This window comes from Streptomyces sp. JNUCC 64, assembly GCF_054484115.1.
The window spans coordinates 5347065-5363714 of record NZ_CM137015.1 but is presented as its reverse complement, the minus strand read 5'-3'; the positions used below and the strand labels follow the sequence as shown (position 1 = coordinate 5363714).

The following is a 16650-nucleotide window of genomic DNA, read 5'->3' as shown; positions in this document are numbered from 1 at the left end:
GACGCCGTACCGGGACGTGCGCCGGGGAGGGCAGGATCAGCGGGCGACGAACGTCCGGGCCGCCTTGTCGTGCCAGCCCTGGCGCCACGGGCGGTCGAAGACGGCCCACAGCGCGCCGACCGCTCCGATCAGCAGCAGCCCCGGCATGGTGAACACCAGGAACCGCCGCAACGCCGCCCCGAAGGAGGGCGGTTCGTGGCCCTCGATGTCCTCGACCCGCACTCCGCACAGCCGCTTCCCCAGGGTGCGGCCCCACTTGGCGGTGGGCAGCACCTCGTACACGATCCCGGCCAGCAGCAGCACCGCGAGGACGACTCCGAGGTACACGCCCGTCGTCCCGTCCAGGAGCCACACGGTGACCGTCCGGCCGGACAGCCGCGCCGCCTCGATCTTGTCGTCGAGGTGGTCGACGGCCCGGATGCCGAGCGGCACGGCGGCGGCGCCGGTGACCAGCGCGATGACCGCCGTGTCCAGCAGCCGGGCCACCAGCCGTCGGCCGAGCCCGGCGGGCCGGGACGCGGCCTGGGCCTGGGCGGCGGCCAGGAACGGGTCGGTGACCGGGGGCTTCCACGGGATGACCGGGCCCCCCTCACCCGGGGCCCCCGGACCGCCGGGGCCGCCCGGGCCGGTGGCGGCGGGCTGCGGCGCGGACGCGGCGGGGGGCTGGGCGAGCCGGTGCACCTGCTGGGCCCAGGAGGGCTGTTCGGGCAGGGGGGCGGGGGCGGCGGGCGCCGGGACGGCGGCCCGGGCGGGCGGCTCGGGGGTCCGGGGCCCGGGAGCCCCGGGGTTCGGGGGCCGGTGCCCGGGGGCCCCGGGTTCGGGGGCGCGGGGTCCGGGGGCCGGGGCGGTGGTGGCGGCCGGGAGGGCCGGGGGCCGGGGGGCCGCCGGGTGGGGCGGGGCCCCCGCCGACGGGAAGGGCGCCGCCTCGGGGGACGTCCTCGGGGCCGGGGCGGCGGGCGCGGCCGGGGGCGTCGTCTGCTGGTGCGGGACGGGCGCCGGGGCGGTGCCCGTGCGCGGCGCGCGCGGGAAGGTGACGGTGCCCCGGTCCGCCGGAGCGGGGGCGGCCGGGTCCCCGACGCCCTGGCCCGGCGCGGCGGGGAAGGCGGACGCGGCGGGAACCGTCGGCGCGGTCGGCGTCGCGGGGGCGGGCGGGGCGGTGCGGGGGTCGGGCACGGACGGGTCCGGCGCCCCCCAGGACACCTTGCGCTCCTGGTCGCCGTAGCCGGGGCCCTGGTGGGCGGGACCCCGGTGGGCGGGGCCCGGTCCCCAGGAGGGCGCGGGTTCCGGGTGGGCGGCGGCCGGGGCGGACGGCTCCTCGTCGAAGAAGACCGGTCCGGTCTCCTCCACGGGCGGGGCGGAGAGGGGCGGCGGTCCGGCCGCCGGGGCGGCCGGGCCGGTGGCGACGGCCGGGGCGGCGCCGCCGACGGGTGCGGGACGGCTGGTGCCGGGCACCCAGGCGGCCCCGTTCCAGTACCGGACGTAGCCCGGGATGGAGGGGTCCGGATAGTAGCCCTCGCGGGGCGTCTCTTCGCCGGGTGCCGGGGTTGGGGCGCTCATGTCCGTCGTCCCGTATCTCTCGGTGGTGGTGGTGAGGTCCCACATCTATCAGACCCGTGCCCGCGCCCGCCCGGGTCCGGCGTGACACACCCCTTTCCGGGCAACCCGTCCGGCGCGGCGGCCCCCTGACGCGTCGACGGACGCATCCGGACGGGTGACGCCGGGCGGCGCGGGTACGCGTCCCCCACGGCACCGGACACGGCACCGGCACCGGCACCGGCACCGGTCAGCACCGCACCGGACGGGCAGGGCGCCGGGTCGGGTCCGGCAGCGCGTCGGGAGGGCCGGAAGGGAGGGTCCGGGAAAGCCGCGAAAAAACTTTCCGGAAGTCGCGTAATGCTCCCGGGCGGGCGCGCTCTCCCTCGTGACGGACCCGCTCCGGGTCCGCGTGAGAGAGGACGAGACATGCACACCGTGGTGGAACGCGAACTGGAACTGCGACTGGTCCTGTCGCCCGAGCGCAGCATCCCCGTACCGGCCCGGCTGACCTACCGGCCCGACGATCCGTTCGCCGTGCACATCGCCTTCCACATCGGCAGCGAGCACCCCGTGAACTGGACGTTCGCCCGGGAGCTGCTGATCGAGGGGGTGTTCCGGCCGTGCGGGCAGGGGGACGTGCGGGTGTGGCCGACGAAGGTGGGCGGGCGCTCGGTCGTCCTGGTGGCGCTCAGCTCCCCGGACGGGGACGCCCTGCTGGAGGCGCCCGCCGCGCCGGTGTCGGCGTGGCTGGAACGGACCCTGCGGATCGTCCCGCCGGGCAGCGAGACCGGGCGCCTCGGCCTGGACGAGGAACTCGTCGCGCTGCTCGCGCCCACCCCGGGGCGGGGGACGGACGAGCTGTGGCCGCGCGACTCCGCCGCCGGTTCGGACGAGTGCCCGGAGACCGAGTGACCGGCCGCCGTCGTCCCGGGGGCGGGACCGCCGTGACCACGACCGGGACCACCGTGACCACGGCCGGGGGCGTCGCGACCACGGCCGGGCGGGAGCGCTGGCGGTGGTGGCCGTCGGAGCGGCGGGCCGGGAGCCGTCCGTCGGCGTCCGCCCCTGCCCCGTCACCACGCCCCGCCCCCGGCCCGGTCGCCACGGACCGCCCGGGTTCCGTCACTGCGGCCCGCCCGGGTTCCGTCGCCACGACCCGTCCGGGTTCCGTCGCGACGGACCGCCCGGGTCCGGGGAAAGGGTCGGCCCGGGTGCCGTCAGAACAGCTTGCCCGGGTTGAGGATGCCCAGCGGGTCGAAGGCGTGCTTGACCGCGCGCTGCGTCTCCAGCCCGACCGGGCCGAGTTCCCGGGCCAGCCACTCCTTCTTGAGGACGCCGACCCCGTGTTCGCCGGTGATGGTGCCGCCCAGTTCCAGTCCGAGCGCCATGATCTCGTCGAAGGAGGCGCGCGCCCGCCGGGCCTCGTCCGGGTCGGCGGGGTCGAAGCAGATGACGGGGTGGGTGTTGCCGTCGCCCGCGTGGGCGCACACCCCGATGGTCACCGCGTGCCGTTCGGCGATCCGGTCGACCCCGGCGAACAGCGCGGCGAGGCGACCGCGCGGTACGCACACGTCGTCGATCATCGTGCCGCCCTTGACGGCCTCCAGGCCGTGCAGGGCCAGCCGCCGGGCCTGGAGCAGCGCCTCGGACTCGGCGCGGTCGGCGGCCGGGACCACCTCGGTGGCGCCCGCCGCCTCGCACAGCGCGCCCACGGCGGCGAGGTCGGCGGCCGGGTCGGCGGTGTCGAAGGCGGCCAGCAGCAGGGCCCCGGTCTCCTCGGGCAGTCCCATCCGGGCGAGGGAGTTGACGGCGCGGACCGTGGTGCGGTCCATGAGTTCCAGCAGCGAGGGCGTGTGACCGGCGGCCATGATCCGGCAGACCGCGTCGCACGCGGCGGCGGCGGTCGGGAACTCGGCGGCGGCCACCAGCCGTTCGGGCGGCCGGGGCACCAGTGCCAGGACCGCGCCGACGACGATGCCGAGGGTGCCCTCGGAGCCCACGAACAGCCGGGTGAGGTCGTACCCGGCGACGCCCTTGGCGGTGCGGCGTCCGGTGCGCAGCAGCCGTCCGTCGGCGAGGACCACGTCGAGGCCGAGGACGTACTCGCTGGTGACGCCGTACTTCACACAGCACAGGCCGCCCGCCCCGGTGCCGATGTTGCCGCCGATGGTGCAGCTCTCCCAGCTGGACGGGTCGGGCGGGTAGGCGAGGCCGTGGGCGGCGGCCGCGCGGTCGAGGTCGGCGGTGACGACGCCGGGTTCCACCACGGCGATCCGGTCGACGGGGCTGATCTCCAGGACGCGGTCCATCCGGACCAGGGACACCACCAGGCAGCCGTCCACGGCGTTGGCGCCGCCGGAGAGTCCGGTGCGGGCGCCCTGCGGGACGACCGGGACCCGCAGGTCGGTCGCGGTGCGCAGGACGTGCTGGACCTGTTCCACGGTGCGCGGCAGCACCACGGCGGCGGGGCTGCCCGCCGGGCAGAAGCCCGCCGTGTCGCGGGCGTAGGAGGCGGTGACGTCCGGGTCGGTGAGGACCGCGTTCGCGGGCAGTCCCTCCAGCAGTCGGGAGACCAGTGCGCTGCTCATGATCCCAGCCTCGCACCCGGGGCCATCGGTGTGAACCCGGGCGCGCTCCCGGTCGCCCGCCGGGGCGGTGTCACGGGCGCGGGCCACAGTGAGCCGCATGAAGGCCGGTACAGCCAGCACAGCGAGCGCCGCCACCGGGACCGGATGGAGCGCGATCAAGGCCCTGGAGGACCCGGGGGCCGCGCCCCCGCCGCCGCCCTCCCGCTGGCGGCGGGTCCGCCGGGCGCTGCGGGCGGCGCTCGTCGCGGGGCTGGCCGTGGCGGGCGCGGCGGCGCTGGTGCTGTGGCCGCAGCAGCGGGCGGCGGGGCCGCCGCCCGCGCCGGGCCCCGGGGCGCGGGCGCTGAGCGCGGTGGAGGGCGGGGGCACCGCCACGACCGCCGAGTTGACCGCGCTGGTCGCGGAGCGGGAACGGCATCTGAAGGCGCACCCCGGTGACGACGCCTCGTGGACGGTGCTGGCCGCCGCCCTCACCGAGCGGGGGCGGCGGACGGGCGACTCGGCGGACTTCCCCCGCGCCCGGCGGGCCCTGGACGCGGCGCTGCGGGCCCGGCCGAAGGGCAACGCCCCGGCGCTGACCGGGCTGGCGGAACTGGCGGTCGCGCGCGGCGACTTCCCGGCGGCCCGCGCGTGGGGCGGGCGGGCGGTGCGGCTGGCGCCGAAGCGGTGGTCCGGCTATCCGCCGCTGATCGACGCGCACCGGGGGCTGGGCGACTTCGCCGCCGCCGGGACGGCCCTGGACGCGCTGCGGGAGCTGCGGGCGCCCGAGGCGGCGGTGTGGCTGGTGACGGGACGGCTGTACCAGGAGCGGGGGTGGCGGGAGGACGCGACCGCGCGGCTGACCGACGCGGCGGTGGCGGCCCGGACGCCCGCCGAGGAGGCGTGGGCGCGGCAGGCGCTCGGCGAGGTCGCCGGGGACCGGGGCGAGGCGGAGGGCGCGCTGCGGCACTTCGACGCGGCGCTGCGGGCCGATCCCGGGCGGTACGAGGCGCTGGCCGGGCGGGGCCGGGCGCTGGCGGCGCTGGGCCGGGGCGGGGCGGCCGTGGCCGCGCTGCGGGAGGCGTCGGCGCGGCGGCCGGTGCCGGAGTACGCGCTGGAGCTGGGGGAGTTGCACGAGGCGCGGGGCGAACGGGACGCGGCGCGGGAGCAGTACCGGGTCGCCCGGCAGCGGCTCCGCGACCGGGCCGGGCACGGGGTGCGCGCCGAGCTGACGCGGGCCCGGCTGGAGGCGGACCACGGGGACGCGGCGGGTCGGGAGGCGGTCGTCGCGGAGCTGGAGGCGGAGTCGCGCCGGGCGGTGCGGCCCGCCCTGCTGGACGCGCTGGGGTGGACGCTGTTCCGGGACGGCGACGCGGAGGGGGCGCTGGCGCGGGTGCGGGAGGCGCAGGAGAAGGGGCCCCGGGTGGCGCTCGTCTCGTACCACCGGGGGGAGGTCGAACGGGAGTTGGGGCGGGACGCGGCGGCGCGGCGGCACCTCGGGGACGCGCTGCGCTGGAACCCCGGCTTCTCGCCGCTGTTCGCGCCCCGGGCGCGGACGGCGCTGGCCGGGCTGGGGGCTCCGGCGCCGGGCGGGCCCCTCGAAACGCACGGCCCCGCGCAGCCGTTGACCTCGCCGTCGCCGTCGTCTTCGCCGTCGGAGGCCGGTAGCTGACGACACCGGAGGCCGGTGGCTGACGGGGCGGGAGGCCGGTGGCTGACGGGGCGGGAGGCCGGTGGCTGGCAGGTCCGGGGACGGGCGGCTGACGGGGTCGTGGGCGGGTGGCTGACGGGCCGTGGGCGGGTGGCTGAGGGGCCGCGGGTGGCTGAGGGGGCGCGTCCGGGCGGCTCACAGGCGGGGGCGAGGGCGGGGCTGGCCGGGCGGACGGTGGGGCTGGCCGAACGGTGCGCGGTGGGGCCGGACGGGGGCGCTCCCGCCGCCCCGGGCTCCTCGACGGGAGTCCGGGGAACGACGGGAGCCGTGGGGGTACCCGTGGGGGGGGTGCGGGGGTGGGGGGTCAGTGGGGGCGGAGGTGAGGGTAGGGGTGGAAGTACCGGTGGGGGTGGGGGTGGTGAGGGGGACGGGGGCGTCCGGGGTGGTGGCGGGGGACGGCCGGGGTCAGAGGTTGCCCCGCTTCTCCTGTTCGCGCTCGATGGCCTCGAACAGCGCCTTGAAGTTGCCCTTGCCGAAGCCCATCGAGCCGTGGCGCTCGATGATCTCGAAGAACACCGTCGGCCGGTCCTGCACCGGCTTGGTGAAGATCTGGAGCAGATAGCCGTCCTCGTCCCGGTCCGCGAGGATCTTCAGTTCGCGGAGGGTCTCGACCGGCACCCGGGTGTCGCCGACCCACTCCCCCAGCGTGTCGTAGTACGAGTCGGGGGTGTCGAGGAACTGGACGCCCGCCGCCCGCATGGTGCGGACCGTCTCGACGATGTCGTTGGAGGCGAGGGCGATGTGCTGGACCCCGGCGCCGCCGTAGAACTCCAGGTACTCGTCGATCTGGGACTTCTTCTTCGCGACGGCGGGCTCGTTGATCGGGAACTTGACCTTGAGCGTGCCGTCGGCGACGACCTTGGACATCAGGGCGGAGTACTCGGTGGCGATGTCGTCGCCCACGAACTCCTTCATGTTGGTGAAGCCCATGACCTTGTTGTAGAACGCGACCCACTCGTTCATCCGGCCGAGTTCCACGTTGCCGACGCAGTGGTCGATGGCCTGGAAGGTCCGCTTCGCGGGCGGGGCGACGATGGGCGCGGCGGCCGTGTAACCGGGCAGGTAGGGCCCCTCGTAGCCGCGCCGCTCCACGAGGGTGTGGCGGGTGCGTCCGTAGGTGGCGATCGCCGCGAGGACGACGCTCCCGTGCTCGTCGGAGACCTCGTGCGGCTCGGTCAGGCCCCGGGCGCCGTGCTCGACGGCGTACGCGTAGGCCGCCCGGACGTCGGGCACCTCGATGGCGAGGTCCACGACCCCGTCACCGTGCTCGGCGACGTGCTCGGCGAGGAAGCGGCCCCGGTCGGAGGACGCCTTGATCACCGAGGTGAACACGAACCGGGCCGAGCCGTTCTCCAGGACGTAGGAGGCGGTCTCCCGGCTGCCGTTCTCCGGGCCCGAGTAGGCCACGAGTTTCATCCCGAACGCGGTCGAGTAGTAGTGGGCGGCCTGTTTGGCGTTGCCCACGGCGAAGACGACCGCGTCCATGCCCTTCACGGGGAAGGGGTCGGCGCCCCGCGCGGTGGTGGGGGCGGGGTTCAGGTGCGCAGAAGTAGCTGCCATGTCCGCAGGCTCCCGCCGTTCCACAAGGTGCGCAATAGTTTGCGTTTTTAGTGGGCATTCTGCTTAGGCAGAAGCCAGTCAGACCGGCCTTTCTGTACAAGATGACCATGTGGGAGGTCTCATGGCGATCGATCATCTGGACGGTCGGCTGATCGTGCTGCTGGCCCGTGAACCCCGGATCGGGGTGCTGGAGATGTCCCGCCGCCTCGGGGTGGCCCGGGGCACGGTGCAGGCCCGGCTGGACCGGCTCCAGGCGAAGGGCGTCATCCGGGGGTTCGGCCCCCAGGTCGACCCGGCGGCGCTCGGCTACCCGGTGACCGCGTTCGCGACCCTCCAGATCCGGCAGGGGCAGGGGGCGGACGTCCGGGCGCACCTGGCGACCGTCCCGGAGGTCCTGGAACTGCACACCACCACCGGCAGCGGGGACATGCTGTGCCGACTGGTGGCCCGCTCGAACGCGGACCTCCAGCGGGTCATCGACCGGGTGGTGGGCATCGACGGGATCGACCGGGCCGCCACGGCGATCGTGATGGAGAACCCGGTACCGCTGCGGATCATCCCCCTGGTGGAGCAGGCGTCCCAGGAGTGACCGCACCGGACCCGGGAGGGACCGGAGACGCACGCAAAGAATTCTTTGCACAAAAGCTTTGCATCGAACTCTTTGCAAGGCTATCTTTGGACGCATGGACGAGAAGACGCCCCGGGAGCGCATCCCCGACGAGGTCGCCACCGACGAGACCGCCGTCGAACGCGGGCTGCGCCGGCTCGACGCCCGGACGCTGCGCGGTCTCGCGCATCCGCTGCGCATGGAGATGCTGAGCGCGCTGCGCCGGGGCGGTCCCGCGACGGCCTCCCAACTGGCCGCCCGGCTGGGCGAGTCGAGCGGGGCCACCAGCTACCACCTGCGCCAGCTCGCCGCGTACGGCTTCGTGGCGGACGCGCCGGACCGGGGCAAGGGACGCGAACGCTGGTGGCAGGCGGTGGACGAGGGCATCGACTTCGGACACGAGCTGATGTTCGACGCCGACCCGGAGACCAAGGGCGCGGTGGACGTCTTCCTGCACGAGCTGGCCAACACCCACGCCCGTGAACTGTCCACCTGGGTCGCCACCCGGGAGGAGTGGCAGGCGGAGTGGGCGGGCGCCACCGACATGAGCGACTTCACGCTACGGCTGACGCCCGAGCTGAGCCGGGAGCTGTCCCGGCGGATGCACGAACTCGTGGGCAGCTACCAAGGGTTGGCGGACGAGGACACCACGGTCGACGGCGCCCCGACCGCGCGCTTCCGGATACACCTCCACGCCTTCCCCCAGCGGGAGAGCTGATCCCGGGCGCCGCGATCCGGCAGCCCGAACACCGAACCCCGAACCCGAACCGCGAGCTCCGGGAGGAGACCGTCATGCACGCCGACATCCATCTGATGATGCATCACCAGCGCGCCGCCGAACTGTGGCGGGAGGCCGCTCCCCGACGGGCGTCCGCGCCCCGGGGGCCGGACCTGCGGACCCGGCTGGGCTGGGCCCTGGTCGAGGTGGGACTGCGGCTCGCCACCGCGCCCCGGCGACTGGGGCACAGCATGTGACCCGGCGCCGGGCCCGGCGCCCGGCAGTGGCTGGTGGCTCAGCGGCCCACGACCTGGCGACCTGGCGACCTGGCGACCTGGCGACCTGGCGACCTGGCGACCTGGGTCCGAACGGCCGGGACCCCTCGGCGAAACGGGGCCTCAGCAGCTGGGGACCTCGCCGCCCTTCTCCAGCGCCTTCAGGGAGTTCACCGCGCCCTTGAGGTCGGTGACCGGGATCAGTCGCAGCCCCTTGGGGAGGTCGGTCCGGGCGTCCCCGCACTCGGCCTTCGGGACGAGGAAGACCGTCGCGCCGTCGCGCCGGGCGGCCTGGGTCTTCAGCGAGACCCCGCCGACGGGCCCGACCTCGCCGTCCGGGGTGATCGTGCCGGTGCCCGCGACGGTCCGGCCGCCCGTGAGATCGCCGCCGCTCCCGTCACCGTCCAGCTTGTCGATCACGCCGAGCGAGAAGAAGAGGCCCGCGCTCGGTCCGCCCACGTCCTCCAGCCGCAGGGTGACCTCGACGTCCTTCGCGCTCTCCCCCAGATAGTTCAGCGCCGCCCGTACCGCCGTGGTCTGGGACTTCTCCATCTCCTGGGTGTTGTGCCGTTCGATCTCCCGGGTCGACTCCCCGTCCGGGTACACCGCGTCGCGCGGCATCACGGCCCGGTCCTCGCGGAACCAGCTGTCCCAGACCGTGCCGAAGCGCACCTCGGTGCCCGGGCCCGTCGCCTCGATCGTCGTCATCCGCAGCTGGCCCTCGGTCGCCCGGACCGGAGCGCCCTCGATGCTGATGACGGGCGTGCCGTCGTTCTTGCCGAGGACGTCCGCCGTGAGACCGGGCTGGGCGATGACGAACGGCAGCGGGGCGAAGAGCGCGGTGGCCACCAGGGCGACGACCGGGACCGCGCAGACGGCGGTGGCCTGAAGACGTGTGAGGCGTGAGAGCACCCTGCAACCTTACGGGCACGGGGTGCTCCCCCGGCGTCCCGGCGCCGTCAGCGCAGGGCGTCGGCCACCTCCCGGGCGGCGTCCACCACCCTCGGGCCGACCCGCTCCGGCACGGAGTCGGACAGCATGACGACGCCGACGCTGCCCTCGACCCCGGTCACCCCCAGCAGCGGAGCCGCCGCCCCGCTCGCCCCGGCCTCCAGCTCGCCGTGGGTGAGGGTGTAGCCGGGGTGGTCCAGCGGCCCCTGGCGGGCCGTGAGGATGGCCTTGCCCGCGGCCCCCCGGTCCAGCGGGTGCCGGAACCCGGTGCGGTAGGCGACGTGGTAGTCCGTCCAGGTCGGTTCGACCACCGCCACGGCGAGGGCCTCGGCGCCGTCGACCAGGGTGAGGTGGGCGGTGGCCCCTATGTCCTCGGCGAGGGCGCGCAGCGCGGGCAGCGCCGCCTCCCTGACGAGGGGGTGCACCTGGCGGCCCAGGCGCAGTACGCCGAGGCCCACCCGGGCCCGGCCGCCGAGGTCACGTCGGACCAGGGCGTGCTGTTCCAGGGTGGCGAGCAGCCGGTACACGACCGTGCGGTTCACCCCGAGCTTGGTGGACAGCTCCGTCACGGTCAGCCCGTGATCGGTGTCGGCGAGCAGTTTGAGGACGCGTAGTCCCCGGTCGAGCGTCTGAGAAGTCTCCGCGGTCACGACGCCCACTCCTTCGGTGATGAGGGGTCGCGGCGTCCTCCGTCGACGAGCGCCGCCCGTCCCGGGGCGATGCGTGGTGGAGGTTGCCGGCAGCCATGGCGACCCGGGGCCCGGGCGAAGCCCAGCGGCACACCGGCTGCGCTCCGCGGCGGCGCTGCCACGGGGCGTGTGCGTTGCGGGGACACTAGCGACCCGGTCCGCTGAGCGGAAGGCTCCGTCCAGAATCCGGTCCCCGACTGGCGGGTAGCGTCCGGTTGTTACCGGTTCGCCCGGTGGTTCGATACCGCTCCGACGCGATTCCGGCCGTCGTGGGACGGCGGGGGCGGCCGGTCCGGCGGGGGCGGGCACGACGGATGTCCCCTGGTGCCAGCGGTGCTGATGGGGTGCGGCTGGCCTGAGTGACCAGGGAGATCATCTGGTCGGGAGTGGCTGTGTACTCGGGAGTGACGGCGCACCGGCCCACGGGACGCGTGGAACTCCAGGGACGCACGGAACCCTGGGGGCGAGCGGGCCCCTGGGGGCGAGCGGGCCCCTGGGGGCGAGCGGAACCCTGGGGGCGAGCGGAACCCTGGGGGCGAGCGGAACCCTGGGGGCGAGCGGAACCCTGGGGGCGAGCGGAACCCCAGGGATGCACGGAAGAACCCCAGGGGCGGGAACCCCAGGGGCGTGCGGAACCCCGGGGAAGCACGGAACCCCGGGGGCGGGTGGGCCCCCGGGGTTCCCGGGACGCTACGGAACGCGGAACGCGGGCGGAACGCGCGGGTGGGACGCGGGACGGACGCGGGCGGGCGTCACCGCATCCGGGTGGCCCACTCCCGCACCTTGTCGACGCGCTGGCGGAGCTGGCCCGCCGTGGCCTCCGCGCTGGGCGGCCCGCCGCAGACCCGCCGCAGCTCGGTGTGGATCACCCCGTGCGGCTTGCCGCTCTGGTGCGAGTACGCGCCGACCAGGGTGTTGAGCTGGCGGCGCAGCTCCAGCAGCTCCTTGTGGGAGACCACCGGCCGCCGCTCGGCGGGCAGTTCCAGCAGATCGGCCTCGGTGTCGGGCTTCTTGCGGGAGTGCGCGATCTGCCGCGCCTGGCGCTTCTGGAGGAGCATCTGCACCTGGTCGGGCTCCAGCAGGCCCGGGATGCCCAGGTAGTCCTGCTCCTCCTCACTGCCGGGATGCGCCTGCATCCCGAACTCGGCGCCGTCGTAGAGGACCCGGTCGAAGACGGCGTCGGACTCCAGCGCCTCGAACGGCAGGCTGTCCTGTTCCCCGGTGTCCTCGTCCTGCTCCCGGTTCGCCTCCTCCATCTCCTTCTCGGACTCGGCGTACGGGTCCTCCTCGCCCTCCTTCTTCGGCTTGTCGAGGACGTGGTCCCGTTCCACCTCCATCTCGTTGGCGAAACCGAGCAGGTCCGGGACGGTCGGCAGGAACACCGACGCGGTCTCGCCCCGGCGCCGGGAGCGCACGAAGCGGCCGACGGCCTGGGCGAAGAACAGCGGGGTGGAGATCGTCGTCGCGTAGACGCCGACGGCCAGCCGGGGGACGTCCACGCCCTCCGACACCATCCGCACCGCGACCATCCAGCGGTCGTCGTTGTGGCTGAACTCGTCGATCCGGTCCGAGGCGCCCGAGTCGTCCGAGAGGACCAGGGTGGCCTTGTCGCCGGTGATCTCCCGGATCAGCTTGGCGTAGGCGCGGGCCGAGTCCTGGTCGGAGGCGATCACCAGACCGCCCGCGTCGGGGATGCCCTTGCGGACCTCGTTCAGCCGGCGGTCGGCGGCCCGCAGCACGTTCGGCATCCAGTCGCCGCGCGGATCGAGCGCGGTGCGCCACGCCTGCGAGACCGCGTCCTTGGTCATCGGCTCGCCGAGCCGGGCGGCGATCTCGTCCCCGGCCTTGGTGCGCCAGCGCATGTTGCCGCTGTAGGAGAGGAAGATGACCGGCCGCACGACGCCGTCCCCGAGCGCGCTGCCGTATCCGTACGTGTAGTCGGCGGAGGAGCGGCGGATGCCGTCGTTGCCCTCCTCGTAGGTGACGAACGGGATGGGGTTGGTGTCCGAGCGGAACGGCGTCCCGGTGAGCGCGAGGCGACGGGTCGCGGGCTCGAACGCCTCCAGGCACGCCTCGCCCCAGGACTTGGAGTCGCCCGCGTGGTGGATCTCGTCCAGGATGACCAGCGTCTTGCGCTGCTCGACGCGGTTGCGGTGCAGCATCGGCCGGACGCCGACGCCCGCGTAGGTCACGGCCACGCCGTGGTACTCGCGGCTGAGCGGACCGGCGCTGTACTCGGGGTCGAGCTTGATCCCGATCCGGGCGGCGGCCTCCGCCCACTGCTTCTTCAGGTGCTCGGTGGGCGCGACCACGGTGATCTGCTGGACCACGTGGTGGTGGAGCAGCCAGGAGGCGAGGGTGAGCGCGAAGGTGGTCTTCCCCGCGCCGGGGGTCGCGACCGCGAGGAAGTCCCGCGGCTGTTCCTGGACGTACTTCTCCATCGCCCCTTGCTGCCAGGCTCGCAGCTTGCTGGCGGTTCCCCAGGGGGCACGGTTGGGGAACGCGGGCGACAGGTGATGGGAGTGGGCGGCGGTGGTAGTCACGGTCTCCGGTTCGACGGTGGTCCGGGTGGCGGCGGGCCTGCTGACCCGCCCGCACGGGTATGACAACCGGGCCACCCTACCGGGGGCCGACGCCCGGTCCGGGCGGGACGGGGTCACCCCCACGGGGGTGAGACCCGCTTCACATCACGCGCCGGAACCACCCCTGACACGGCCCGTGCACGGCCTGCGCACGGCCCGGACCCGACGCCCGTCCAGCCCGTGCGCGGCCCCGCGCCCAGCCTCGCGCGGGGCCCGCGCGCGACCCCGTCCGGCTCCGGACGGCCGGTCGTCCGGAAAGCGACGGGAGAGCCGGTCCGGAAGCGTCAGCGGGGTTCCACGGGCCGTACCCGGGTGGCCACCCACACCCCCACCAGGGCCACCACCGCCATCGGTACGAACACCACCACGAAGGCCCCGGTCTGCGCCGCGCCCTGGCCCGCCGCGGCGGACGCCCCGTGCCCGGCGCCCACCGCGCCGCCGCCCAGCGCGGCGAACGCCGCCCCGCCCAGCGCGAGCAGCATCACGTTCGACAGCCCGTCCGAGATCTGGAGCGCCGCCGAGTTGCTCCCGGTCTCCCGGGGCGCCGACAGCTCCAGCAGCAGCACGCTGGTGGACGAGATCACCAGTCCCATCCCGAAGCACCCGAACGCCCAGGCGACCGCGATGATCCACACCGGCACCGCCGGGACCAGCACCGTCGGCGCGGTCGCGATGGCCGCCGCCACCAGCACCATCCCGAAGGCCATCAGCCGCTGGCGGTGGGAGGCCGACCGGCCCCGCGACTGCACGAAGCTGCCGAGCGCCCAGGTCGCCCCGCCCACCGCCAGGGACAGCCCCGCCATGGTCGGCGACAGTCCGCGCTGGGTCACCAGCATCAGCGGGACGAAGGACTCCGCCGCGATGAACGACCCCGCCGCCACCCCGCGCAGCAGCACCACCGAGGGCAGTCCCCGCGCGGCCCGGTACGTGCCGCGCGGCAGCAGGCCCAGCACCGCCGGGACGAGCAGGGCGAAGCCGAGCGCGGCCGGGAGCAGCGAGAGCCAGCGCAGGTCCTGGGCCGCGTACTGGAGCAGACCGGCCCCGGCCGAGATCATGAACGCCAGCCGGATCCGCCGCCCCTTGGGCTCCCCGGCCCCGGAACCCCGACCGCCCTCGCCCCGGCCGTCCCCGACCTGACTGTCGCCGACCTGCCTGTCCTCGACCTGGCCGTCCTCACCCCGGACCTCGTCGGACCGGACCTCGGCGGACCGGTCGCCGTCCCGGTCGTCGGCGGGCGGCGGGCCCGACGCCCGCTCGCGTATCCGCGGCAGCGCGAGCGCCAGCGGTATCAGGACCAGTACCGGGATGCCCAGGAACACCCAGCGCCAGCCCAGCTGCTCGGTGACCGTCCCGGCCGCCAGCGGCCCCACCACGGAGGGGATCACCCAGCTCGCCGCGAACGCCGCCATGATCGCCGGACGGAGCCGTTCCGGATACGCCCGGCTCACCACCACGTACAGGGCGACGATCACCAGTCCGCCGCCGAACCCCTGCACGGCCCGGCCGAGGATGAACGGCCACATCGACTGGGCCGTCCCCGAGAGCGCCAGCCCCGCCCCGAAGGCGAGGATCCCGGAGGTCAGCGGGCCGAGCGGGCCCCGCCGGTCCGCCCACTGGCCGGACAGCACCATGCCGAACAGGCTGGTGGTGAAGTAGCCGGAGAAGGCGAACGCGTAGAGCGAGACGCCGTCCAGTTCCCGGGCCGCCACCGGCATGGCCGTGCCCACCGCCGTCGCCTCGAAGGCGATCAGCAGCACCACCGAGACGATGCCGACGCTCAACGCCCGGTACGACCGCCCGAGCACCCCGTCCCCGTCCCGGACCGCGTCCCCCTTCCCGGCCCCGGGACCGACGCCGGGGCCGACCCCAGGACCGGCGCTCCCGTCCGGGACGGTGGCCGTTCCCGGCACGGCGGCCGTCCCGGACGGGGCGGCGGTCCCGGACCGGGGGCTCACCACATCGGTGCCGGAGCCGTCGGGCGCTGTCGTGTGATCACTGGGGTCGAAGGGACTCATGACAGCCAACGTAAGAGGTGAACCGGGGTGGTGGCCATTGCCGGGGGACAGGGATCGCCTCGGTCCTTGGTCGTACGACCCCGCCGGGACGTCCCTCCGCCCGGACGCCTCCGCCCCGGACGTCCCTCGCCCCGGGTCGGGCACCCCCGACCCCGGCCGTCCGGGCCGTGGCACGGACCCGGCGTCCCGAGCCACAGCCCCGGCTCGGCGTCCGGACCACACCCCAGGGCTCCGAGGGCTTCCGGACCATGACGCGGGCCGCGGGTCCGAGCCGTGGCAGGTGCTCAGGGGACGTCCGGACCGTGCGCGCTGTTACAGTGCTGATGTACCGCACCTCATGGCGGCCTCCCCGTTCGTTCCTTCACGGAGGCATCGTCGTGCCCGTTCATCCCGTTGTGCGTACCTTCCACCGCGAGGACCGCGATCAGCTCACCGATCTGGTCAACGCCCATGTCGCCGCCGTCGTCCCCGGAGCCGGGGTCTCGGTCAACACCGTCCTCAGCAGCCTCGAACGCCAGCCCGGCGAGTTCGTGCTCGACCCCTGGGTCGCCGAGCGGGTGACCCTCGTCGCCGAACACCGGCACCGCGTCGTCGGCGCCGCGCACCTGCTGCGCTACCGCGACGACCGGGAGGTCGGCGAGGACTACCGGGGCACCGGCCACCTCCAGTGGTTCATCCACCTCCCCGCTGACCCTGACGCCCCCTCCGACCGGTCCGGCGGCGAGGAGTCCGGTGCCGAGGGGGCCGCCGCCGGGCCGCACGGCGACCCGGTGGCCGACACCCTGATGTCCGCGTGCCTCGCCCAGCTCGCCCGCTGGCGGGTCCGGGCCCGGTACGCCGACGGGCAGCTGCCCTCCCCCGGGGTCTACGGGGTGCCCGCGCCCTGGCCGCACGTCCGCGCGACGCTGGAGCGCGCGGGCTTCGTCCACACCGGGGACACCGAGGTCCTGCTGCTGGCCACCGTCGCCGGTCTGCCGGACCCCGACCGGCCCGCGCCGCTCCCCGGACTCACCTCGCACCGGGTCCTCGGACCGCTCGGCACCCGGCTGACCGCCCGGATCGACGGGACGGACGTGGCGTACGTGGAACTGGACACCTCGCTCGACCGGCCCGAACGGCACGCCCGGCCCGGCGGCACCGCCGACCTCGCCGACTTCGCCCTGCCGGACGACGCGCACCCGGACCTCTTCCCCTGGCTCCTCGGCCGGGCCCGCGCCTGGCTGACCCTCTGCGGGATCGACCGGGTCCTCGCCTACGCCGCGCCGGACGAGACGGAGGACCTGGCGCTGCTCGCGGCCGGGGGCTTCCACGAGCTGACCCGGACGGCACGGGGCTGGGAGCACCGCCCGTCCTGATCTGCGGAAAGCGGACGGGGCCCCGCGCGACGCGGGGCCCCGCCTCGGATCGCTCCGGCACGCCCCGGATCACTACGGCGCGCCCCG

13 protein-coding genes are annotated in these 16650 nt (G+C 75.3%); 6 read left to right on the top strand and 7 right to left on the bottom strand.

Features of this window, described 5'->3' with window-relative positions; genetic code table 11:
* Positions 1-36: 36 nt before the first annotated feature.
* Positions 37-1557, bottom strand: a complete 1521-nt coding sequence (locus ACVWNX_RS22285; RefSeq protein WP_454409346.1) for an RDD family protein — start codon at positions 1555-1557, stop codon at positions 37-39.
* 405 nt (positions 1558-1962) lie between these two features.
* Here ACVWNX_RS22285 and ACVWNX_RS22280 point away from each other — a divergent pair, with 405 nt between their 5' ends.
* On the top strand, positions 1963-2448 hold the full coding sequence (locus tag ACVWNX_RS22280; protein ID WP_454409345.1) for an SsgA family sporulation/cell division regulator: 486 nt from the start codon (positions 1963-1965) through the stop codon (positions 2446-2448).
* Between the two features lie 305 nt (positions 2449-2753).
* On the opposite strand, the gene ACVWNX_RS22275 is transcribed toward ACVWNX_RS22280, so the two are convergent.
* The gene (locus ACVWNX_RS22275; RefSeq protein WP_454409343.1) at positions 2754-4124 is read right to left on the bottom strand and encodes an FAD-binding oxidoreductase; all 1371 of its coding nucleotides are present in this window, start codon (positions 4122-4124) and stop codon (positions 2754-2756) included.
* A gap of 97 nt (positions 4125-4221) precedes the next feature.
* On the opposite strand from ACVWNX_RS22275, the gene ACVWNX_RS22270 reads away from it, so the two are divergent.
* Positions 4222-5772, top strand: a complete 1551-nt coding sequence (locus tag ACVWNX_RS22270; protein WP_454409341.1) for a tetratricopeptide repeat protein — start codon at positions 4222-4224, stop codon at positions 5770-5772.
* A gap of 444 nt (positions 5773-6216) precedes the next feature.
* Here the strand turns inward: ACVWNX_RS22270 and hppD are convergent, their stop codons facing one another.
* Complete coding sequence (gene hppD, locus ACVWNX_RS22265; protein WP_454409339.1) at positions 6217-7371, bottom strand: 4-hydroxyphenylpyruvate dioxygenase; 1155 nt, start codon at positions 7369-7371, stop codon at positions 6217-6219.
* Between the two features lie 121 nt (positions 7372-7492).
* On the opposite strand from hppD, the gene ACVWNX_RS22260 reads away from it, so the two are divergent.
* The 3 genes from ACVWNX_RS22260 to ACVWNX_RS22250 all read left to right on the top strand — a co-directional run bounded on the left by ACVWNX_RS22260 (position 7493) and on the right by ACVWNX_RS22250 (position 8953).
* Positions 7493-7960 carry an Lrp/AsnC family transcriptional regulator gene (locus ACVWNX_RS22260; RefSeq protein WP_454409337.1) on the top strand — a complete coding sequence of 156 codons (468 nt, stop codon included), beginning with the start codon at positions 7493-7495 and terminating at the stop codon, positions 7958-7960.
* A 94-nt stretch (positions 7961-8054) separates the two neighbouring features.
* Positions 8055-8696: an ArsR/SmtB family transcription factor gene (locus ACVWNX_RS22255; RefSeq protein ID WP_454409336.1), complete on the top strand. Its 642-nt coding sequence runs from the start codon at positions 8055-8057 to the stop codon at positions 8694-8696.
* Between the two features lie 74 nt (positions 8697-8770).
* On the top strand, positions 8771-8953 hold the full coding sequence (locus ACVWNX_RS22250) for a hypothetical protein (protein ID WP_454409335.1): 183 nt from the start codon (positions 8771-8773) through the stop codon (positions 8951-8953).
* Positions 8954-9094: 141 nt separating this feature from the next.
* On the opposite strand, the gene ACVWNX_RS22245 is transcribed toward ACVWNX_RS22250, so the two are convergent.
* The 4 genes from ACVWNX_RS22245 to ACVWNX_RS22230 all read right to left on the bottom strand — a co-directional run bounded on the left by ACVWNX_RS22245 (position 9095) and on the right by ACVWNX_RS22230 (position 15208).
* The gene (locus ACVWNX_RS22245) at positions 9095-9883 is read right to left on the bottom strand and encodes a S16 family serine protease (RefSeq protein ID WP_454409333.1); all 789 of its coding nucleotides are present in this window, start codon (positions 9881-9883) and stop codon (positions 9095-9097) included.
* Positions 9884-9930: 47 nt separating this feature from the next.
* The gene (locus ACVWNX_RS22240; protein WP_454409332.1) at positions 9931-10572 is read right to left on the bottom strand and encodes an IclR family transcriptional regulator; all 642 of its coding nucleotides are present in this window, start codon (positions 10570-10572) and stop codon (positions 9931-9933) included.
* A 791-nt stretch (positions 10573-11363) separates the two neighbouring features.
* Positions 11364-13154 carry a DEAD/DEAH box helicase gene (locus ACVWNX_RS22235; RefSeq protein WP_454409330.1) on the bottom strand — a complete coding sequence of 597 codons (1791 nt, stop codon included), beginning with the start codon at positions 13152-13154 and terminating at the stop codon, positions 11364-11366.
* 323 nt (positions 13155-13477) lie between these two features.
* Positions 13478-15208 carry an MFS transporter gene (locus tag ACVWNX_RS22230; protein WP_454409329.1) on the bottom strand — a complete coding sequence of 577 codons (1731 nt, stop codon included), beginning with the start codon at positions 15206-15208 and terminating at the stop codon, positions 13478-13480.
* A 395-nt stretch (positions 15209-15603) separates the two neighbouring features.
* Between ACVWNX_RS22230 and ACVWNX_RS22225 the strand changes: the two genes are divergently transcribed.
* Complete coding sequence (locus ACVWNX_RS22225; protein WP_454409328.1) at positions 15604-16563, top strand: N-acetyltransferase; 960 nt, start codon at positions 15604-15606, stop codon at positions 16561-16563.
* Positions 16564-16650: the final 87 nt, after the last annotated feature.

Coding starts and splice junctions, on each gene's coding strand:
- ACVWNX_RS22285 (WP_454409346.1), bottom strand. CDS start 1,557: ATGAGCGCCCCAACCCCGGCACCCGGCGAAGAGACGCCCCGCGAGGGC.
- ACVWNX_RS22280 (WP_454409345.1), top strand. CDS start 1,963: ATGCACACCGTGGTGGAACGCGAACTGGAACTGCGACTGGTCCTGTCG.
- ACVWNX_RS22275 (WP_454409343.1), bottom strand. CDS start 4,124: ATGAGCAGCGCACTGGTCTCCCGACTGCTGGAGGGACTGCCCGCGAAC.
- ACVWNX_RS22270 (WP_454409341.1), top strand. CDS start 4,222: ATGAAGGCCGGTACAGCCAGCACAGCGAGCGCCGCCACCGGGACCGGA.
- hppD (WP_454409339.1), bottom strand. CDS start 7,371: ATGGCAGCTACTTCTGCGCACCTGAACCCCGCCCCCACCACCGCGCGG.
- ACVWNX_RS22260 (WP_454409337.1), top strand. CDS start 7,493: ATGGCGATCGATCATCTGGACGGTCGGCTGATCGTGCTGCTGGCCCGT.
- ACVWNX_RS22255 (WP_454409336.1), top strand. CDS start 8,055: ATGGACGAGAAGACGCCCCGGGAGCGCATCCCCGACGAGGTCGCCACC.
- ACVWNX_RS22250 (WP_454409335.1), top strand. CDS start 8,771: ATGCACGCCGACATCCATCTGATGATGCATCACCAGCGCGCCGCCGAA.
- ACVWNX_RS22230 (WP_454409329.1), bottom strand. CDS start 15,208: ATGAGTCCCTTCGACCCCAGTGATCACACGACAGCGCCCGACGGCTCC.